Origin of the sequence: Loktanella salsilacus (assembly GCF_024206795.1) — a bacterium.
GTDB classification, from domain to species: Bacteria; Pseudomonadota; Alphaproteobacteria; order Rhodobacterales; family Rhodobacteraceae; genus Loktanella; species Loktanella salsilacus.
The window spans coordinates 2,980,433-3,000,243 of the sequence record NZ_CP072994.1 but is presented as its reverse complement, the minus strand read 5'-3'; the positions used below and the strand labels follow the sequence as shown (position 1 = coordinate 3,000,243).

Here is a 19,811-nt window from a genome sequence, read left to right as displayed (position 1 = left end):
ACGTTCCTAAATGAAAGGGCCCCGCAGTGCGGGGCCCTTTTTTCGTTAGCTTGCCCAGCTGAAATCTAAGGCTGCATAGCGATCTTGAAAGTTTAGCCGCGTCGCCCAGACGCTACGTTCGTTAATCTTTACGTTCGGGCGGGTCAGGGACAGTTGTCCCGACTTCTGCAAACCCCGCAGCAAACGATTGACGTAGATATCGGTCAAGCCAAGCGCATCACCGATCTCTTTCTGCGACAAAGGCAGCGGAAACCGATCAGAAGCGTGTTCGCTGATTTGTTCTGATTTGGCTTTGATCGTGAGCAGAAAATGCATCAGCCGATCTTCGGCCGAATAGCGCGTGATGGCGTGCAGGCGATCATTCAGCGCCGTGGCATCAAGGCTGGCCAGCGACAAAATCAGCGCAAACAGGCGCGGGTGCTGGGCACCGAAATCGCAAAGAGCCTTGCGGCTAAGGAGATGCACAGACCCATCAGTCTGCATCGTCGTCTCGTGCGGGGGGCGATTAAGTCCGATGTCAGAAAGGCCGATGATGTCACCGGCCATAAAAATTTGGGAAATAGTGGTCTGATTGCCATCACTGCGCACACGCGACACGGCCCACCCAGACCGCACGATGGCGATCCGATCGTTTGGCTTCGAGTCTGAAAAAACGTGATCCCGCTTACCCAAAGCCACGGCCTGACCTTCGAGGCGCGACAGGGCGTCCCGCTCGGTATCAGTTAATAGGATGTGCCGGCTGATCCGGGATTGAAACGCACTTTGAACAGTCTTTAACATAAACCACCTCTTGCTTGGCAAGGCGGCAGTCACCGACTTGCACGCCTTACATGACGCAACACTTGAAACTTGATGTGGTTTCATAGGTCGTGATTCGACGTGGCGGTATAAACTGGTTTAATCGCGCGGCGGGTTGCGCGTTTTTTCGCGCGATATCGTTTCTATCACTGCCCTGCATCTGGCCGGGCGCGCCTAAACCGCTATAGCGGGGTGCCCCCAAGGGCGGTCACGACGCAAGCGGTGAAGCGGTCCAGCGCGGCAGGCAAGCGGCGGTAGGGCGGGAAAAACGCGGTCAGCCAAATCTCTGGCGGGTTCCAGCCGGGCAGCAGGCGCACCAAATCCCCCGAGGCGATTGCATCGCGCAGCAGGAAATCGGGCAAAAGGGCGATGCCTTGATCCGCCTGCGCCAGTTGCGCCAGCAGGTCACCGTTGTCGCAGGTCAGCCCTGCCTTGATGCGCACGGGCTCTGTCAGGCCGCTTGCAGCGCTGGTCAGCTGCCAGACGTTCCCGTTGGCGAGGTGGGTGTAGGCCAGCGCCGTATGCGCCGTCAGGTCGCCTGGTGTCTGCGGCGTGCCGTGCTGCGTTAAATAATTCGGTGACGCGACCAGCGAGCGCGGGACTGGCGCGATTTTACGCCAAATGGTCGACAGATCAGATGGCGCGCCCGATATCCGCAGAGCCATGTCGAAATCTTCGGTTAGGATATCAACAAAGCGGTCCGTCAGGCTGATTTGCAGGTCAACATCAGGCGTCGCATCGCGAAAGCTGATCAAAGGCGCCGACAAGCGGTGCAGGCCAAATGATAGTGGCGCTGACACCCGCAAGGTGCCGGTCAAGGTGGTCTGAAACGCGCGGACGTCGTTCTGCGCTTGCGCCAATCCGGCCATAAGCGGCTCTACTTGTGCGCGAAAGGCCGTGCCGGCTTGCGTGAGGGATACGCGCCGCGTCGTGCGGACAAGCAGTTGGACGCCAAGGCGAGCTTCCAGTTCCGACACCGTTCGGGTGACAGAGGATGGTGCCACCCCAAGGCTTTTGGCCGCACGCGCAAAGCTATGCTCGGCTGCGACGGCCAGAAAGGCTGTGATTTGCTCGGCGTGGCCAGTCATCTATTGTTGCGGTTTCTGCAATTAATTCTGCTGATTTATTGCGGTTATCGCAATCACTGTCCAGCATTAGGTTTGCATCAACCAAAAGGAGGATGCACCATGTTGCACCAGATCAAAGGCCTTCACCATGTCACGTCGATCGCTTCTGATGCGGCGGAAAACAATGCATTCTTTACGCAGGTCTTGGGCCAGCGCCGCGTTAAGAAGACCGTGAATTTCGACGCGCCTGATGTTTATCATCTGTATTATGGTGATGAAGTCGGCAGCCCCGGCAGCGTCATGACCTACTTTCCATTCCACAATGCAGTCCGCGGTCGGCGCGGAGCCGGCGAAGTTGGTGAAACGGTCTATTCCGTTCCCAAGGGCAGCCTGCCGTTCTGGGCGGACCGCCTTGGCGCGGCTGCAGAGGGTTTAGAGGCCGTTAATCATTTCGGCGAAGATCGTCTGCGGTTTCAAACCTCTGATGGCGAAGGCTTTGCGCTTGCGGAAATCGCGGACGACAACCGCCATGGTTGGACTGGAAATGGAATTGCCGACGATTACGCCATTCGCGGCTTTCACGGTGCGACGATGCGGTTGCAGGATACGGGCGCAATGACCGAGCTGTTAACCTTCATGGGGTATGAAAAACAGGACACAATCGGCAACGTCTCTCGCTTTGCTGTGGCGGATGGGACAGGTGCAAACACCATCGATCTGGAAAAACTGCCGTCTGCCAAGCATGCGTCGCAGGGGGCCGGATCTGTCCACCACATTGCTTTTGCCGTGGAAAATCGCGCAGCCCAGCTAGAGGTTCGCGCGGCGCTATTGGACACAGGCTATCAGGTGACCCCCGTCATCGACCGTGATTATTTTTGGGCGATCTATTTCCGCACGCCGGGCGGAATTTTGTTCGAAGTCGCAACGAATGAACCGGGATTTGATCGCGACGAAGATATCGCTCACTTGGGCGAAGCCCTAAAACTGCCCAAGCAACACGAAGACCATCGGTCGCTTATAGAAAGCCATTTGCAGCCGCTCGCATAGGTTCAGGCCTGCTGCGGTTACAATGACGATGTAGGCGAGGGGAGCACCTTGGTGCTCTCCTCTTTAAAAATCGGCAGTTACACCGGGCAGGTTCAACGCTTTGATCAGGTCGCGAAGTTCCTGTCTGGCTGCAATATTCGAAATGTTAAGGTTCTTGACCCCAACATCACGCAGATCAAGCAAGGTTAGGCCGCGGGGGAACAGTTCACGGAAAATGACGCGCTCGTTAAAGCCGGGCGCATTGCGAAAGCCGATGCGCTTTGCCAGCTTGTCGATGACACGCTCCATCTTGTCCTTGTTGACCATTTGCTGTGCGCCAACGCGGTTGCGTACGACGACCCAGTCAATCGGGGTCAGACCTGCCTGCGCACGTAACTGGCGCGCGTTCCAGACCATTTCGGAGTAAACGCTAGGCCCCGTGATGGTTTCGCCGGCCGTATCGACGTGGGCCAACAGGTCGAAGTCGACAAAGCTGTCGTTCAGCGGCGTCACCAACGTATCAGCGAGGCTGTGCGCAACTTGGCTTAGCCGGGTATGGCTGCCGGGGCAGTCGATCAGGATGAAATCGCTGGTCGGCTCTAGCTCTGCCACCGCCATGGACAGGCGATGGTCATAGATGTTTTCGTTCGGGCCAAGCGCCGACTGATCGATGTCAGGCAGATCGGCATAGCTGGGCGATGGCAGATCAATGCCCTCTGCCGCAAGGTATTCGCGGCGGTTCGCCATATAACGGCCAAGGGATTTCTGGCGTAGGTCCAGATCCAGCGTGCCCACGCGGTGCCCCATGCGCGCCAGCGCCGTCGCGACGTGCATCGCCACTGTGGACTTGCCTGCGCCGCCCTTTTCGTTGCCCACCACAATGATATGCGCCACAGTCAGCCCCACGCCTTTTTCAGTTGTAGACACTTTATCTTGTGTCTGTCCGCGATGAAAGCGCAAGCGCACCCCTGCCGTCCCTTTTCACAGCCCTTGACACATTGGACGCAAAGGTCCACATGCGCCTCAGACGATTGATCCTGCCGCGTGAGCAGGGCCGAGCCATAGGCTCCGCAAATCACCGTCGCCAACTTCGGTTCCCATGATCACGCAGGGGGTCCAGCGCCAGATCGGCGTCAGGGCAATGTGGCTTTGACTGTCAGGATTTCGGCGCAACCTTTTGTCGCCGCGCGCACACCCCCGTGCGCCCGAACCGTTTGGGCCGATGCGGCCCGGAAAGAATACTGATGGATTTTGATATGCTGGGCCTCGCGCCCCGCCTTGTGGCGAAGCTTGCCGAACAAGGCATTACTGACCCGACCCCAATTCAATCGCAAGCCATCCCGCACGCCATGAATGGCCGTGACGTGATGGGCTTGGCGCAGACCGGCACGGGTAAAACTGCCGCCTTTGGTCTGCCAATGATCGACGCTTTGATGAAGGCTGGCGTAAAGCCAAACGCCAAGACCGCGCGCGGCCTGGTGCTTGCCCCGACGCGCGAGCTGGCCAAGCAGATTGCAGACAACCTAACCGACTACACCAAAGGCTCGCACCTGAAGGTGGCTTTGGTCGTCGGCGGTGCTGGCATCGCGGCACAAACCAAGCGTTTGCAGAACGGCGTCGACCTGCTGGTTGCAACGCCTGGCCGTCTGATCGACCTGCTGGATCGCCGCGCGATCCGTCTGGACGAAACGATTTATCTGGTCCTCGACGAAGCTGACCAGATGCTGGACATGGGCTTTATCCACGCGCTGCGCCGGATTGCACCGCTGCTGGCGACGCCGCGTCAGACGATGATGTTCTCGGCCACTATGCCGAAACTGATGTCCGAACTGGCTGATGCCTTCCTGAACGATCCAGTGCGCGTGCAGGTTAACCCTCCGGGTCAGGCTGTTGCCAAGATCGAACAGTCGGTGCACTTTGTTGCACAGGCTGCCAAGACCGACCTGCTGGTCGATCTGCTGGACAAGCACCGGGACGAGCTGGCGCTGGTCTTTGGCCGTACCAAGCATGGCTGCGAAAAGCTGTACAAGCAGCTGGAAGCGAAAGGCTTTGCCGCCGCGTCCATTCACGGCAACAAGTCCCAAGGTCAGCGCGAACGCGCGATCGAGGCCTTCAAATCCGGCAAGATTCGCGTGCTGGTCGCCACTGACGTCGCTGCCCGTGGCATCGACATTCCTGGCGTGCGTCACGTCTATAACTATGACTTGCCGAACGTCGCCGAAAACTACGTTCACCGCATTGGCCGTACGGCTCGCGCTGGTGCCGATGGTGCCGCGATTGCACTGGTCGCACCCGACGAGATGATCGAGCTGAAGGATATCGAAAAGGCCATGAAGGCCGAGATTCCTGTCGCATCTGGCCGTCCGTGGGACATCCTGCCGGGCCAGAAAAAGCGCCCGAATGGTGGCGGCGGCGGCGGTGGTGGCCGTGGTCGCGGTGGTGCTGGCGGCGGCGGCGGCGGCGGTGGCCGCGGTAAGCCTGCTGCCGCAGCGGGCAAGCCTGCTGGTGGCAAGCCGCAGGGGCAGCGTCGCCGGACCGGTGGCGGTGCTGGCGGTGGCGGCGGCCGTGGTCGCACTGCCGCTTAAACGCGCGCATTGATTTGATGAAAGGCGCATCCCTTGGGGTGCGCCTTTTGCGTTTCGGAACCCCTTGCGGGGCAAGTGGGTTGGGCTGGCAGAACCTGAAACAGGAGACGCCGATGTCCATCAAGGAAATGATTGCCGAACACCCCGATGTTGCGGGCCAAGATAATGAATTGCTAACCGAGGCTGTGAAGCATGCCATGTATTGCGCCGCGATCTGCAATTCTTGCGCGGATGCGTGCAGCGCCGAAGACGGCGACCGCGCCCAGTGCATCCGGTTGTGCATGGACTGTTCCGACATCTGCACCGCGACCTATCGTGTTGCGACGCGCCGAACCGGCGAGAATGTCGCGATCATCAAGCAAATGCTAGAGTTGTGCGCTACCGCCTGCGATGCCTGCGAGAAGATGTGCGATATGCACGACGACGCCCACTGCAAGCGCTGCGCCCAGATGTGCCGTGAATGTGCCGCAGACTGCCGCAAGGCCGCGCAGAACCTTTAAGCTGCGACACCGCGACCCTGAAACGCAAAACGCCGCCCTTGAAGGGGCGGCGTTTCGTGTGTCAGCGTTGGTTGGCTTAGAAGCCCAGACCGGCGTACTTGTTCTTGAACTTCGACACGCGGCCGCCGGAGTCCATCAGGCGAGACGTGCCGCCGGTCCATGCAGGGTGCACAGAAGGGTCGATGTCCAAGGACATCTGGTCGCCTTCTTTGCCCCAAGTGGAGCGCATCTGAATCACGGTGCCATCGGTCATCTTGACATTGATGTCGTGGTAGTCGGGGTGAATACCTTTTTTCATCGTCAGATTCCTTATTTCTGGGCCAGAGGCTTGTAGTTGGAGACTTCGGTAATCCGAGCGGACTTACCGCGACGAGCGCGCAGGTAATACAGCTTGGCGCGACGGACTTTACCGCGACGCACAACTTCGATCGTGTCGATGTTGGTGGAGTGCAGTGGAAACACACGTTCCACGCCTTCACCGAAGGAAATCTTACGCACGGTGAACGAACCGGCGATGCCAGAGCCGTTCTTGCGTGCGATGCAGACGCCTTCGTAATTCTGAACCCGAGTACGGGTGCCTTCGGTCACTTTGTAACCGACGCGGATGGTGTCACCCGCTTTGAAATCGGGGATCGTCTTCCCCAGCGCAGCAACCTGCTCCGCTTCGATTTGTGCGATCAAGTTCATGATTCGCTCCTATGATAGCACGGGTTTTCCCGCGACGTTGATGCTGGCCCTAGAGCTCTTGGTCTTCACCCGGGTCCCTACCATGCTGTGCACAATAAGCCCGCCAGAGGTCAGGTCTGCGTTCCTTTGTTAGCCTTTCGGCCTGTTCCCGCCGCCAGTCGGTGATTTTCGCATGGTGCCCTGACAGAAGAACGTCAGGTATCATGCGACCGTGCCAGTCAGCGGGTTTCGTGTAGTGAGGGTGTTCCAGCAACCCATCGGAAAATGATTCTTCCTCTGTGGATGCCTGATTCCCAAGCACGCGGGGTATAAGACGGACAGTCGCGTCAATCAAGGCCATTGCGGCGATCTCTCCGCCGGTCATGACAAAGTCGCCAAGGCTGACCTCTATCATGTCGAAATGTTCGATGACACGCTCGTCGATGCCTTCAAATCGGCCGCATAGAAGGGTGACTCCGTCAGCTTGCGACAGCTTTTGCATCAGGGATTGGGTCATGGGGCGGCCACGTGGCGACAGATAGATGAGCGGCATGTTTCCACGCGCGCCGCTGCGCACCTCTCGCAACGCCTGTTCCAACACATCAGCACGCAAAACCATGCCAGCGCCGCCGCCTGCAGGGGTTTCGTCAACGTTGCGATGCTTGCCGATTCCAAAGCGGCGCAGGTCGGTGACCTGCAATTGCCACACGTCGTCTTTCAACGCGCGGCCAAGCAGACTTTCGCCAAGGATCCCGGGAAAGGCGTCTGGCAGCAGGGTCAGGACCTGCGCAGTCCAGACACCAGCCAGATCCGGCGTATCGGTCATCAGCTCTTGCGGCTTCAGCGTTGGGCGAATGGTTTTGCGGCCTTGGGCGCGGGGGGGCGGTGTATCGGTCATAACCGCGTCTTAGAACATCGCCTCCCGCACGCAAACGCTAATTCGTCAGATCAAGGTAATCAGGCCGAAAAGCATCAATAGGAACAGGATCAGGACAACGAAAATCAGAACCTTTGCGCCGGTCAGCGCCGCGCCGGAAATCCGGCCAAAGCCAAGAAGTGCCGCGATCGCAGCGACAACCAATAGTGTGACGATCCAGCCAATCATGATGCGGTCCTTTCAAAAGTGTTACGACGTCTAACACTTGATAGGCGCACTCAGTTCCCTAGCTGGCAGCACCCGCATCCTTAGCCGCTTTCAGCATCGCGTCCTTCGCGGACTTCAATGCGGCCTTGTCCCGGCTGTCGCGGTTCATCCGTAGAAATTCAGCCTCTAGCGCTTGTGTCTGTCCGGTGTTGGCGCGGCTTGCAGGGGGTAGGGCATTGCGTACCGCTTGCGGCACGCCCAACAGGTCCAGCACGGCGGCAGCAGGCCCCTCTGGCAGGTGACCAACATCAGCGAGGTCGACGAAGTGGGCGGTGACCCCAAGAGCCTTGGCGATGACCTCTGCCTCTGCCCTTGGATCGATCAGTTTTGGAAATCGGGCGCGGAAGGTATCATAGTCATCGCGCAGATGGATCGACCGCAGCAGGTGACCATAGACGCTGCGAATCCAGCTTTCGCGGTCACGCAGCGTGTACAGGAACGTAATCTGCACATCCGCGCCGAACCGGGCCTGCAGGGCGGCGATGATCTGTTGGCCCAGTGGCACGGCCACGCTGCGATATCCGGTGATCAGTCGCCCCGGAAAACGGCGGTGCCCCGGCATCGACCCGCTAAAGGTTTCGCGCGACAACACGATCACGGGCGCATCAGGGATCTTGCCCAAGAACCGATCAAGACTGCGCCGGAACGCACGCAGCCGCCAAGGATAGGGCTTTTGCCCATAAATCCGTGCAGCGCTGCCAGCGGTCAGGAAATCGGCTTTACCATAAAAGCTAAGGTAAGGTTTCAGCGCGCGGCGGTTTTGCCCCAGCCAGCTTTGCAGGCTGGATGTGCCTGTCTTGTGAAACCCCGGATGAACGATGACATGCACCATCAGTTTCTTCGCCAGCCGCCAAGGTCGGTCGCTTGGGCGAGCTCCGCTTTCGCAGCCTGCACGGCGCGGTCATCCAGATCGCTGCGGTTCAGGTCTAGGAATTGCTGCCACAGCGCTTCCTCTGGCCCGGCGTTGCCTGCACCTACGGGGGATAGCTTGGTGGTGACCTCTGCCGGCAAGTCCAGCAGTTTGCAGATCGCGCCGCCGGGGCCAAGCGGGTGGTCGCGCATTGCCGATAGGTTCAGCGACTGCACTGAAACGCCGCCCAGCGCCACAGAGATTGCGTTGACGTCACTGTCCAGATTGCCAGCGCCTACATAGGTCGCCGCAAAATCGGCGGCCGACAGGGTCATGCGCTGCCCCCGTAGGTGGTGGCGATAGGCGCTGAATAACCAGCTTGCCGCGTCACGGGTGGTCAGCACGACGCTGAGCTGGGCATCTGGGTAGCGGTCTTGGAAATAGCCCGCGAAGTAGGTGATCAACGTCGGGGCTGCGGCGTAGCTATCGACGCCGGTCCAGCCGGGCAGGTGGCCAAGTAGCCCCTCGCAAGACACGATGATGTCCTGACCCGCACGCGGCGCGGCCTGAGCCATGGCGGTATCCATGGCGGCGACGATATCAATTAGATCAATCGGATTGTTGTACCGCGAAAACCGGCAGGCCATACGCACGACGGGTTTCAGGTGGCGCAGCAGCACAGGCGCGGCATAGGGGGCCAGCACCGCGCGATTGAGCCACAAAAAATGCTGGATCGAGCTTGTGCCCGTCTTATGAAACCCCGGATGCAGCAGGATTTGGGTCATGCGGTTGGGAAAAGCCCGTCAGGCGGGTCCGCCACAATACGTCCGGTGGCCAAGTCCACTGTCGGCACCACAGCCTGCGTGAACGGCAGCAGAATCGTCTCTGACTGGCCGGGCACCGCGATATCAAGCAGATCACCAGCGCCGTGATCGACAACGCGCACGACCTTGCCAAGCGTTACGCCGCCGGTATCCAGAACGGTCAACCCTTCTAGGTCGGCGTAGTAGTATTCGTCGTCATCCGTCGCAGGCAAAGCGCTGCGCAGGGCGTACAGATCGACATTGGTCAGGTCATCAGCGTCTTCTTTGGTGACCACGCCGTCAATCCGGGCGGTAAACCCGCCCTTAATCTGTCCGGTCAGCACGATCTGCGCAAAAGTCAGGCCGGTGTCTGTGGTCAGGGGCGTGTAATCGGCAATCGCGGCAGGGTCGGCGCAAAAGGATTTCAGGCGGACTTCACCGCGCACGCCAAAGGACCCCGACAGGCGGCCGACGATAACGCGGGGATCGGATGCAGTGTCTGTCATAGCGGAACCTCTGATTGGCGGGGCGCTGGCGATCAGCGCTCGGCAAAGCAGGGGAGGGGTGCAGGCCGGATCATGACGATCCGGCCTGCGGCAGGCAAGATTACTCTGCTGCGGCTTCTTCAGCAGGTGCTTCTGCTGGTGCGTTTGCAGCTTCGTCGATCGCAGCCTGCTTGGCAGCTTTCTCGGTTGCGCGTGCTTTAGCAGCTTTGCCTGGCTCACCCTTTTTCAGGTTAGCGCGGTCTTTCTTAGGCATCGCGCCAGCAGCTTCCAGCATACGCGCAACGCGGTCGGTTGGCTGGGCGCCTTGGTCCAGCCAGTACTGCACGCGCTCCATGTCCATTTTGACGCGGTTTTCGTCGTCCTTGGACAGCATTGGTGCATATGTGCCTAGCTTTTCCTTGAAACGGCCGTCGCGCGGCATGCGGCTGTCGGCAGCAACGATCGAATAGTAAGGGCGCTTCTTGGAGCCGCCACGGGCGAGACGAATTTTCATAGACATAGTGTATTTCCTTACGTTTGGCAGAAGTGACAGCAAATGCCGTCAGGATTGGTGTTGTTCGTGGTGGTGGATGACTTCCTGAATGATGAAGTTCAGGAATTTCTTGGCGAATTCAGGGTCCAAATCGGCCTGATCCGCAAGATTGGTAAGGCGGGCGATCTGGGTCGCCTCGCGCGTCGGGTCCGAAGGCGGCAAGGCATGTTCTGCCTTCAGCCGGCCTACGGCCTGTGTATGTTTGAACCGCTCGCCAAGCGTATAGACAAGGATCGCGTCCAGCCGGTCGATGCTGGCGCGGTGATCCTTCAGGACTTCGGCGGCGCGGTTCGTGTCGTCTGTCACAGCTCGTACTCCGGCCGTGCATAGCGCCAGACTTCGCAGCCGTCGTGCATTTCGCCCGGTACTTTTTCAGCGCCAAGGCGCTTGGCCAGCGCGATGGCGCGGTCATTTTCGGGGTCGATGTAGCTGACCAGCGTGTCAAAGCTTAGGGCGTTCCACGCGTTGTTGCGGGCCTTTTCCGACGCTTCAAAGGCATAGCCTTGGCCTTCGGCCTCTTCGGTGAACAAAAAGCCCAGTTCTGGCTCTGGATCGCCGGTTTCATGGCCGAGCAGCACAAAGCCCAAGACGCGCTTGTCGTCCTGATGTTCGACTGTCCACAATCCGCAGCCGCGCAGAATCCAGCTTGCGGTTAGCTGGATGAAATCATCCCAAGCGCCTTCGCGCGTCAGCGGGCCAGAGACATAGCGGCCACGGTCGGACGTCACCAGATCAGCAAAGACGTTGAAGTCTTCCATGTAGGGGCCGCGCAAGATGCAGCGGTCCGACGCAATGCGCGGCAGCGACTGCGCGATCCGCTCGACGGCGACGGCGGCTTGTCCGGCGGGGGGCTGTTCCCAGGGGTGAATGGTCATGGCAAGTCCTTGGATGCTGTGGCGCTAAATGCCGGGTTGCGGGGCGGGGTGGCGCCAAGCGGCGCTGTCGGGATAGCTGGTTGGCATCGGGGCCGCAGGATCGCGCACAGCGCCAAGTTTTTCAGCCAGTCCGATGGACCGGATGTTGCCCGGGTGGATATAGCTGACGGCAGTCGTCCATCCGAGCACATCAAAGGCGTGGGTGATGGCGGCGCGGGCGGCTTCGGCTGCGATGCCGGTGCCTTCGGTCGCGGGATCGAAGATCATCCAGCCAATTTCAGTCTCTGGCCAGTCGGGCGGGGTCCAAGGGCCGACAAGGCCGATGGCGGTATTGTCGCCGCGCCGGGTCACGGCCCACATGCCGTAGCCAAAGATATCCCAATGCCCCAGCTCGGCCGCGAAGCTGCGCCAGGTGCTGCCGATATTGCCCTGATGGTCGAAAAACGCGGCGCGATCCGATTGCATGAAGTCACGGAACGCCGCCCAGTCGCCAGCAACGGGCTGGCGCAGGATCAGGCGTTCTGTTTGCAGGTTTGGCGCAGTCTTCAGCATAGCGCAGCCTCGTGCGCGCGGCGGGCACAGGATGCCTCCAGCGGGAGTTTGTGGGCCAGATGAAAACGCATCGTCATCGCTTATTTCTTTTTCCCAAAGCCAGACAGACCGGCGGGCAGCTTCATGCCGCCGCCGCCAAGGCCGGGCAGGCCGCCAGCGGGCATCTTGCCTTGCAGGGCTTTTGCGGCTTCTTGCATGGCAGCGGGGTCGTTCATGTCGGGCATGCCGCCACCTTTGCCCATCATCTGCTTCATGGCCTGCTTCAGCATGCCGCCTTTACCCATTTTCTTCATCATGTCGGCCATCTGGCGGTGCTGTTTGACCAGCTTGTTTAGTTCCGACACTTCCAGACCCGCACCCTTGGCGATCCGCTTTTTACGGCTGGCGGCCATCAGGTCGGGGTTGGCACGTTCTTGTTTCGTCATAGAGTTGATGAGCGCGATCTGGCGGCGCAGGATGCCGTCATCCATGCCAGCGGCGTCCATCTGCTTGGACATTTTGCCCATACCGGGCAGCATGCCCATCATGCCTTCCATACCGCCCATTTTGAGCATCTGGTCCAGCTGCATCTTGAGGTCGTTCATGTTGAAGCGGCCCTTTTGGAACCGTTTCATCATCTTTTCGGCTTGTTCAGCCTCGATGGTTTGTTGTGCTTTCTCGACCAGCGCAACGATGTCGCCCATGCCAAGAATGCGGCCCGCGATGCGCGACGGCTCGAAGGTCTCGATCGCGTCCATCTTTTCGCCAAGGCCGACAAAACGGATCGGCTTGCCGGTGATGGCGCGCATGGACAAAGCCGCGCCGCCGCGACCGTCGCCGTCCATACGGGTCAGTACGACACCGGTGACGCCGATTTTGTCGTCGAATTCTTGTGCAACGTTGACGGCGTCCTGACCCGTCAGGCCGTCGACGACCAACAGGGTTTCGCGCGGGTTGGCGATGTCGCGCACGGCAGCGGCCTGCGCGATCAGTTCAGCGTCGATGTGCAACCGGCCCGCTGTGTCGAGCATGTAGACATCGTAGCCACCAAGGGAGGCCGCAGTCTTAGCGCGTTTTGCGATCTGGACAGGGTTTTCGCCCTTGACGATCGGCAGCGTGTCGACGCCGATCTGCACGCCAAGGATGGCCAGCTGTTCCATCGCGGCAGGGCGGTTGGTGTCGAGGGACGCCATCAGAACGCGCTTGCCTTCACGCTCTTTCAAGCGCTTGGCCAGCTTGGCGGTCGTGGTGGTTTTACCAGAGCCTTGCAGGCCGACCATCAGGATCGGGGCAGGCGGGTTGTCAATTTTCAGCGCGCCGGGGTCAGTGTCGCCAGTCAGCACACGTTCCAGTTCGTCATGGACGATCTTGACGACTTGCTGGCCGGGGGTGATCGACTTGGTGACGGCCTGGCCGGTCGCCTTTTCCTGCACAGCGGCGACGAAATCGCGGGCGACTGACAGAGAGACGTCAGCCTCTAGCAAGGCCACGCGGACCTCGCGCAGGGCGGTTTTGACGTCGTCGTCGGACAGCGCACCTTGTTTGGTGAGCTTGTCAAAAACGCCTGACAGGCGGTCTGATAGGTTCTCGAACATCGGCGCGGGCCCCGTTTCGTTACATCCAGACCCCAATATAGGGCGGATGGGTCAATGCAGTAACGCCCCCGTGGGCGCAACGCGCTGACGAGGGGCGATCCTTTGACAAGCAAAGGACCGGAAGGCTTTGCTTCCGGGTGTTACAAGGCGTTTAGAATGTGCAGGGCTGCGAGTCAAGTATACTGGCGTTTGGTGCCGGGCAGGGTGTGGCTGGCAAGGAACTGGCCGATTTCAGCAACGCTCGCGTCCGCCTCTGGTGTGCGGCCAACGCCCATGTGCCAGACGTGGGGCAAGCCGGTTTGCGTGTGAAGGGTCACGTCGACGCCCTGCGCGCGCAGATGGTCTGCCATCAGGCGGGCGTCGTCAAACAGGACCTCTGTGGTGTCGGCATGGATCAGCACGGGCGGCGCGCCGGTGAAGTTGCCCAAGATCGGCGATGCATCAGGTTGCGCCGGGTCCGCGCCTGCCAAATAGGCCGCGACACCGCGCGCGCCCCAGCGGGTCGAGACAAGCGGATCACTGCGGCGGTTGGTCGTGAGGCTTGGGTTATTCATGCGCAGATCGGTAATCGGCGACATGACGGCCACGGCAGCAGGCAGTGTCAGTCCCTGCGCGATGATCCGTTGCAGCAGCGCCAGTGCGATATTTCCGCCAGCGCTGTCGCCTGCCAGCGTCAAAGGCCCGCAATCTGGATCATCCGACAGGGCGCGCCACGCGGCCTCTGCATCGTCTAGCGCGGCGGGAAAGGGATGCTCTGGTGCCATGCGGTAATTTAGGAACACAGCGCGCATACCCGCGGACTTGCCGATGGCCGCAACCAAGTGGCGGTAGCCGCGCAGGTTACCCATGACGAAAGCGCCGCCGTGAATATAAAGTAAGGTGCCGTGGTTCTGCGCTTGCCCGGCGTCGCACAGGGTGCAGTTGCGCGCGCCAAGCTGGATTGGTGCCGTTGTCAGCCCCGCTGGCGTGCGCATATGAATGATCGCGTTGAGCGTAAACAGCCGCCGCAAGATCGCAGGGCTGCGCACGACCGCCAACAGCGGCTTTTGCACGAAACGTGCGTTCAAAGTTGCAAGGCGCTGGGGCAAGGAATGCATATGCCCATGTTTGCGGCATAGGGCGTGCAGTCAAGGCCGATGCGACCTGTTGCACCGATTGGTCATTGCAATTTCAAACAGAATTGCGGAACGATTGCGCGCAAGGTTCATTACTGCACAGGACAACATGGATAGCTGGGACGAAATTCGCACTGCATTTCAGGTTGCGCGCGCTGGCACGGTGAGCGGCGCTGCAGATGCGCTTGGCGTACACCATGCCACCGTGATCCGTCATATCGACGCGTTAGAGGGGCGTTTGGGCGTGAAGCTGTTCCAACGCCATGCGCGGGGATACACCCCAACAGAGGCAGGCGTGGATTTGCTGCGCGTTGCCCAAGCGACGGACGAACAGTTCACCCAGCTTGCAGGGCGGATCAAAGGTCTTGGCGACGGCGTGCGCGGGGAACTGGTCATCACATCTCTCGCGTCGCTGAGTCCTGTGCTGATCCCAATCTTGACAGATTTCCAGCACGACTACCCTGAAATCAGATTGCAGTTCCTGACTGATGACCGGGTGTTCCGCCTTGAATATGGCGAGGCGCATGTCGCGATCCGCGCGGGTAGCCAGCCGTCAGAGCCTGATAACGTCGTGCAGTTGCTGGTGTCGCAAAGCATGGCTTTGGTGGCCTCTGACGACTACATCGCCCGCTTTGGCATGCCAAAGGGCGAGGATGATCTAAAGAACCACTACTTCGTGTCGCATGTCGAAGAGCCGCATCGCGCGCCGTTTTTCCGCTGGCTGCATGAAAAAGTCGGACCGTCCCGGATGGTGCTGCGCGCCACTGATATGCGCGTTATGACCGACGCGATCGTAGCCGGGGCCGGCATCGGCTTTATCTCAGAACTAGAACTGCCGCTTTACCCGACCCTAAAGCGGGTGATGCCGTCGCCAGCAGAGTGGACGGTGCAACTGTGGCTGGTGACCCACGTCGACCTGCATCGCAGCGTCAAAGTGCAGACCTTCCTTAGCCACCTTAAGGCGCGTGCCGCCGAATTTGAAATTTGATGCGGCCAGCGACAGGCGGGCACCTTGCCATGTTGGCGTTCTCGGCGCTGGTGGCCGGGTCGTTTGCGCTTGGCTCGCGGGCGGCCAATGATATCGACCCGCTGGTGATGACCGCGGCGCGGTTTTGGATCGCGTCCGCCGTATTGGCCGCACTGGCCGTTGCTTTGGGTAAGTGGGACAACCGCGTCTTTCGCGCGCCGTGGCGCTTTGTGCTGCTGTCAGGGATTATCTCGACCTATTTCGTGTCGATGTTCGAGGGGCTGAAAACGGCACCGCCAATCAGTACCTCGGCGGTGTTCACGCTGACCCCAATTATCGCCGCGGGCTTTGGCTGGCTATTGCTGCGCCAGCGGCTGACTGGCCGGATGATGGTTGCCTTGGCCATTGGCGGGGTTGGCGCGCTTTGGGTGATCTTTCGCGCAGATTTGCAAGCGGCGCTTGCCTTTGATGTCGGACGCGGAGAGTTCATCTTTTTCTGGGGCTGCGTGGCCCATGCGCTGTACACACCGTTGATCGCCAAGCTAAAGCGCGGTGAAAACACGTTGGCCTTTGCGTGCATGACCTTGCTTGGCGGTGCGATCTTGACCAGCATCTACGGCGCGCGCGAAATCATTGCGACGGATTGGTCGCAACTGCCACGCATCGTCTGGATTACACTGCTCTATATTTCAATCTTTGCTTCTGCCTCTAGCTTTGTGTTGTTGCAGTTCGCGGCGACGCGGCTGCCTAGCGCCAAGGTCATGGCCTACACCTATCTGACCCCCACATGGGTCATCTGCTGGCAGCTTGCACTTGGTTCGCCGCCGCCGCCCACGCTGATCCTGATCGGGATCGCCTTGACCATTTTTGCACTGATCCTGCTGCTGCGTGACGATGATGCGCCAAAGGCTGCCGCCATTCCGGCCTAATCGGCCAAAATCTGCCAGATGATCCGTCGGGCCTTGGCCGCAATGCAACCCAATGCGGCGCAGTGCGTTTCAACCCTAGGTAATCTAGGAGGATACGCCATGGAAACCGAACACAACCTGATCGACTCTGGCCGCGTGAATGGCACCCATGTTTTTGGGTCTGACCGAGAGCAGATTGGCCATATTGACCACCTTATGATCGACAAACTGTCCGGAAATGTCGCCTATGCCGTCATGAACTTCGGCGGCTTTCTTGGCATGGGCGAGGAACAGCACCCGCTGCCGTGGAAATCACTGCGCTACGATACGTCGCTTGGCGGCTATTTCACTGACCTGACCAAAGACCAGCTGACCGGCGCGCCAGAGCGTGTCAGCGATTGGTCGCGTGACCGCGCCTACGAGACGCGGCTGCACGATTATTACGGGCTGGCACCTTACTGGCTATGACGGATTTGCGCGGGGGCGGATCAGCCGATCTGCCCTCGCACCCCGCCAGTTTGGCCGCGGTCTAGCAGGATGTGATCCAAGATCACGCAGGCCATCATCGCCTCGCCTACCGGAACGGCGCGAATGCCGACGCAGGGATCGTGGCGACCTTTGGTGATCACCTCAATCGGTTGGCCATCCATCGTGATGGACTTGCGCGGCGACAGGATCGAAGACGTCGGCTTGACCGCAAAGCGCACGACAACGTCCTGCCCGGTGCTGATGCCGCCAAGGATGCCGCCCGCGTGGTTTGACGAATAGACGGGTTGTCCGTCGTTCCCCATAAAAATCTCGTCCGCGTTGTCGCGCCCAGTCAGGGCAGCGGCGGCCATACCTTCGCCAATCTCAACACCTTTGACGGCATTGATGCTCATCATCGCGGCGGCCAGATCGGTATCAAGCTTGGCATATACCGGCGCGCCGATACCTGCCGGCACACCGCGGGCGACGACTTCGATGATCGCGCCGACAGAGTTGTGGTCGTCCTTGCGCAGCCAAGTCAGGTACTCTTCCCATTCGCCTGCGGCCTGCGCGTCAGGGCACCAAAAGTCGTTCTGGCTGATCTGGTCCCAATCGAACCGCGCACGGTCGATCTTTTTCTCGCCCATTTGCACCATGTAGCCGGTGATCTGCACGCCGGGCGCAATCGCAGTAATCGCCTCGCGGGCCACCCCGCCAGCGGCCACGCGCGCCGCGGTTTCGCGCGCAGAGGATCGCCCGCCGCCGCGCGGATCACGCAGACCGTATTTCTGGTGGTAGGTGATGTCAGCATGGCCGGGACGGAAGGTGTTCAGGATGTCGCCGTAATCCTTGGACCGTTGGTCCGTGTTGCGGATCATCAGCTGGATCGGCGTGCCCGTTGTGCGCCCCTCATAGACGCCGGACAGGATTTCGACCGCGTCAGGTTCATTGCGCTGGGTCGTGTTCTTGTTCTGACCGGGGCGCCGTTTATCCAGCCACTGCTGGATCATCGCAGGGTCCAGCGGCACACCCGGCGGGCAGCCGTCGATCGTTGCGCCCAAGGCGGGTCCGTGGCTTTCGCCCCATGTGGTAAACCGGAACAGGTGACCGAAAGAGTTGACTGACATGCGCGGCCCTTTGTGTTGTTGCACAGGGCTTAAACCATAGGCGGCGCGGGTTCAATTCGGGCGTTACCTTTGTAAAATACCAGTTGTAAGCCGTTGTAATCGCAGCCGGCATGCAACTTTAAAATGTTTTCGTCGCCAAGCTGACGTTTCTGTGACAGCCTAAGACCTACCAAGTTTGACGTATCATGATGAAGGAGCTGCCTCATGACGGACGCAAGTCACACTTCCCCCCCCGGTTCACGACGGTAAGATGTCATTGACGATGAAGATCATGCTGGCGATGGGGCTGGGTATTGTTGTGGGTGTTGTTTTCAACACGCTGAACATCGCCTTCATCAATGATCACGTCGTCGCTGGCTTCTTTGGCATGATTGGCAAGATGTTCGTCAGCGCGCTGAAAATGCTGGTCGTGCCGCTGGTGTTCTTTTCCTTGATCGGGGGCGTTGCCGGGATCGGCGATGTGCGCGTTCTTGGCCGTGTGGGGACCAAATCCTTTGCGCTTTATATCGCAACGACAGCGCTTGCGATTACTGTCGCGCTCGTGCTGGCCACGATCATTGGGCCGGGCACAGGCTTTGACATGACCGGCATCGACGCAAGCGGTATTTCCGCAGCCGAGGCGCCAAGCGTCTGGAACGTCTTTGCCGCCATCGTGCCGACCAACCCGATTGCCGCCTTTGCGTCGGGCGAAATGCTGCAGGTGATTTTCTACACGGTGGTCCTTGGCATAGCGGTGCTGATGCTGGGCGACCGGTCCAAGCCCTTTATCGAAGCGTGCGATTACATGAACGAAGTGATGATGAAGATCGTCGATCTTGTCATGCGCGCAGCGCCATACGGGGTGTTTGCCTTGATCGCTAAGACCTTTGCTGAACAGGGGCTTGGCCTGTTCATGCCGGTCATTGCCTATGTGCTGACGCTTGTTGCGGCGCTGATGATCCACCTGTTCATCACACTGCCTGGCATGCTGAAGCTGTTGTCCGGCCTAAGCCCGATCACCTTTATGAAAAAGATGCGCCCGGCGCAGATCTTTGCCTTCTCGACCGCGTCGTCAAACGCGACGATCCCCGTCACCTATCAGTGCACGACGGAACGGGTTGGCGTGGACGAAAGCGTTGCGTCCTTCTGCATCCCCTTCGGTGCGACCATCAACATGGACGGCACCGCGATCATGCAGGGCGTGGCAACGGTGTTCCTTGCGAACGTTTACGGTATCGACCTTGGCCTAATGGGGTATTTGACCGTGATCGGTATGGCCGTGCTAGCATCGATTGGTACGGCCGGTGTTCCGGGCGTTGGTCTGGTCATGTTGACTATGGTGCTGACGCAGGTCGGCCTGCCGATTGAGGGTATCGCAATCATCCTTGGCGTGGACCGCCTGATGGACATGATCCGCACGGCGGTGAACATCACCGGCGATGCCATCGTCACAACCATCGTCGCCAAGGGCGAAGGCAAGATCGACATGGCGATCTTTGACAACCCTGACGCAGGCACAACTGGCGAAGGCGAGGCCCATTTGCCCGACCACGCCATCGCCTAAACGACGCGACATCGTTGAACGGGGCCGCAGCATTTTGCGGCCCTTTTCATTTCGCAGGCTGATTGTTAACGTCATCCAACCTCGGGGGGCCAATCTGGCTGAGATGCGCAAGCGGACCCGTTGAACCTGAACCGGTTAAGACCGGCGGAGGGAAGGTCCGGCAATCACGCTGTCCCCCATTCCGCCCGTCGTTTTGGAGGATGAC

Annotated in this window: 24 protein-coding genes and 1 riboswitch; of the genes, 7 read left to right on the top strand and 17 right to left on the bottom strand. The window is 59.8% G+C overall.

Translation table 11 applies throughout. The features are described 5' to 3' along the window. Positions 1–45: 45 nt before the first annotated feature. Both KBW81_RS14475 and KBW81_RS14470 read right to left on the bottom strand, forming a co-directional pair. Positions 46–864 carry a Crp/Fnr family transcriptional regulator gene (locus tag KBW81_RS14475; protein WP_254247649.1) on the bottom strand — a complete coding sequence of 273 codons (819 nt, stop codon included), beginning with the start codon at positions 862–864 and terminating at the stop codon, positions 46–48. Between the two features lie 116 nt (positions 865–980). Beyond that, entirely contained in the window at positions 981–1,886 is a 906-nt protein-coding gene (locus tag KBW81_RS14470; protein ID WP_254247648.1) for a LysR family transcriptional regulator, read from the bottom strand. Between the two features lie 99 nt (positions 1,887–1,985). Between KBW81_RS14470 and KBW81_RS14465 the strand changes: the two genes are divergently transcribed. Continuing rightward, positions 1,986–2,912, top strand: a complete 927-nt coding sequence (locus KBW81_RS14465; protein WP_254247647.1) for a VOC family protein — start codon at positions 1,986–1,988, stop codon at positions 2,910–2,912. A 63-nt stretch (positions 2,913–2,975) separates the two neighbouring features. Here the strand turns inward: KBW81_RS14465 and KBW81_RS14460 are convergent, their stop codons facing one another. Further along, on the bottom strand, positions 2,976–3,785 hold the full coding sequence (locus KBW81_RS14460; protein ID WP_090186648.1) for a division plane positioning ATPase MipZ: 810 nt from the start codon (positions 3,783–3,785) through the stop codon (positions 2,976–2,978). Positions 3,786–4,135: 350 nt separating this feature from the next. On the opposite strand from KBW81_RS14460, the gene KBW81_RS14455 reads away from it, so the two are divergent. Then, entirely contained in the window at positions 4,136–5,476 is a 1,341-nt protein-coding gene (locus tag KBW81_RS14455; RefSeq protein ID WP_254247646.1) for a DEAD/DEAH box helicase, read from the top strand. Positions 5,477–5,589: 113 nt separating this feature from the next. Next, positions 5,590–5,976: a four-helix bundle copper-binding protein gene (locus KBW81_RS14450; protein WP_254247645.1), complete on the top strand. Its 387-nt coding sequence runs from the start codon at positions 5,590–5,592 to the stop codon at positions 5,974–5,976. Positions 5,977–6,052: 76 nt separating this feature from the next. Here the strand turns inward: KBW81_RS14450 and rpmE are convergent, their stop codons facing one another. The 13 genes from rpmE to KBW81_RS14385 form a co-directional block, all read right to left on the bottom strand. Beyond that, complete coding sequence (gene rpmE, locus KBW81_RS14445; protein WP_090186414.1) at positions 6,053–6,274, bottom strand: 50S ribosomal protein L31; 222 nt, start codon at positions 6,272–6,274, stop codon at positions 6,053–6,055. An 11-nt stretch (positions 6,275–6,285) separates the two neighbouring features. After that, complete coding sequence (rplS, locus tag KBW81_RS14440) at positions 6,286–6,663, bottom strand: 50S ribosomal protein L19 (protein WP_090186417.1); 378 nt, start codon at positions 6,661–6,663, stop codon at positions 6,286–6,288. A gap of 49 nt (positions 6,664–6,712) precedes the next feature. Continuing rightward, entirely contained in the window at positions 6,713–7,540 is an 828-nt protein-coding gene (gene trmD, locus KBW81_RS14435; RefSeq protein WP_254247644.1) for a tRNA (guanosine(37)-N1)-methyltransferase TrmD, read from the bottom strand. 45 nt (positions 7,541–7,585) lie between these two features. Then, positions 7,586–7,747 carry a DUF1328 family protein gene (locus KBW81_RS14430; RefSeq protein ID WP_090186422.1) on the bottom strand — a complete coding sequence of 54 codons (162 nt, stop codon included), beginning with the start codon at positions 7,745–7,747 and terminating at the stop codon, positions 7,586–7,588. A gap of 58 nt (positions 7,748–7,805) precedes the next feature. Next, entirely contained in the window at positions 7,806–8,618 is an 813-nt protein-coding gene (locus KBW81_RS14425; RefSeq protein WP_254247643.1) for a hypothetical protein, read from the bottom strand. Next, positions 8,618–9,421, bottom strand: coding sequence for a sulfotransferase family protein (locus KBW81_RS14420; RefSeq protein WP_254247642.1), 804 nt, complete (start codon positions 9,419–9,421; stop codon positions 8,618–8,620). The genes KBW81_RS14425 and KBW81_RS14420 overlap by 1 nt, the downstream gene beginning before the upstream one ends. Beyond that, the gene (rimM, locus tag KBW81_RS14415; protein ID WP_090186428.1) at positions 9,418–9,945 is read right to left on the bottom strand and encodes a ribosome maturation factor RimM; all 528 of its coding nucleotides are present in this window, start codon (positions 9,943–9,945) and stop codon (positions 9,418–9,420) included. The genes KBW81_RS14420 and rimM overlap by 4 nt, the downstream gene beginning before the upstream one ends. 100 nt (positions 9,946–10,045) lie before the next feature. After that, positions 10,046–10,444, bottom strand: coding sequence for a 30S ribosomal protein S16 (rpsP, locus tag KBW81_RS14410; RefSeq protein ID WP_175499181.1), 399 nt, complete (start codon positions 10,442–10,444; stop codon positions 10,046–10,048). A 42-nt stretch (positions 10,445–10,486) separates the two neighbouring features. Next, positions 10,487–10,783 (bottom strand): chorismate mutase, encoded by a 297-nt coding sequence (locus KBW81_RS14405; protein ID WP_090186431.1) that lies wholly within the window; start codon positions 10,781–10,783, stop codon positions 10,487–10,489. Further along, a complete protein-coding gene (locus KBW81_RS14400) occupies positions 10,780–11,352 on the bottom strand; it encodes a GNAT family N-acetyltransferase (RefSeq protein WP_090186434.1) in 573 nt (190 codons plus the stop codon). The genes KBW81_RS14405 and KBW81_RS14400 overlap by 4 nt, the downstream gene beginning before the upstream one ends. Before the next feature lie 24 nt (positions 11,353–11,376). Further along, entirely contained in the window at positions 11,377–11,904 is a 528-nt protein-coding gene (locus KBW81_RS14395) for a GNAT family N-acetyltransferase (protein WP_254247641.1), read from the bottom strand. A gap of 80 nt (positions 11,905–11,984) precedes the next feature. Then, positions 11,985–13,478 carry a signal recognition particle protein gene (ffh, locus tag KBW81_RS14390; RefSeq protein WP_254247640.1) on the bottom strand — a complete coding sequence of 498 codons (1,494 nt, stop codon included), beginning with the start codon at positions 13,476–13,478 and terminating at the stop codon, positions 11,985–11,987. 173 nt (positions 13,479–13,651) lie between these two features. Continuing rightward, complete coding sequence (locus KBW81_RS14385) at positions 13,652–14,575, bottom strand: alpha/beta hydrolase (RefSeq protein WP_254247639.1); 924 nt, start codon at positions 14,573–14,575, stop codon at positions 13,652–13,654. A 127-nt stretch (positions 14,576–14,702) separates the two neighbouring features. Between KBW81_RS14385 and KBW81_RS14380 the strand changes: the two genes are divergently transcribed. The 3 genes from KBW81_RS14380 (at position 14,703) to KBW81_RS14370 (ending at position 16,936) form a co-directional block, all read left to right on the top strand. Beyond that, positions 14,703–15,581 carry a LysR family transcriptional regulator gene (locus KBW81_RS14380; protein ID WP_090186445.1) on the top strand — a complete coding sequence of 293 codons (879 nt, stop codon included), beginning with the start codon at positions 14,703–14,705 and terminating at the stop codon, positions 15,579–15,581. Next, on the top strand, positions 15,581–16,489 hold the full coding sequence (locus tag KBW81_RS14375) for a DMT family transporter (protein WP_090186451.1): 909 nt from the start codon (positions 15,581–15,583) through the stop codon (positions 16,487–16,489). The genes KBW81_RS14380 and KBW81_RS14375 overlap by 1 nt, the downstream gene beginning before the upstream one ends. A 99-nt stretch (positions 16,490–16,588) precedes the next feature. Further along, a complete protein-coding gene (locus tag KBW81_RS14370) occupies positions 16,589–16,936 on the top strand; it encodes a PRC-barrel domain-containing protein (RefSeq protein ID WP_254247638.1) in 348 nt (115 codons plus the stop codon). Positions 16,937–16,956: 20 nt separating this feature from the next. Here KBW81_RS14370 and aroC read toward each other — a convergent pair whose 3' ends face one another. Further along, positions 16,957–18,063, bottom strand: coding sequence for a chorismate synthase (gene aroC / locus KBW81_RS14365; protein WP_090186456.1), 1,107 nt, complete (start codon positions 18,061–18,063; stop codon positions 16,957–16,959). A 250-nt stretch (positions 18,064–18,313) separates the two neighbouring features. On the opposite strand from aroC, the gene KBW81_RS14360 reads away from it, so the two are divergent. Further along, positions 18,314–19,606, top strand: coding sequence for a dicarboxylate/amino acid:cation symporter (locus tag KBW81_RS14360; RefSeq protein ID WP_254247637.1), 1,293 nt, complete (start codon positions 18,314–18,316; stop codon positions 19,604–19,606). A gap of 72 nt (positions 19,607–19,678) precedes the next feature. After that, positions 19,679–19,776: riboswitch (TPP riboswitch) on the top strand. Positions 19,777–19,811 lie beyond the last annotated feature (35 nt).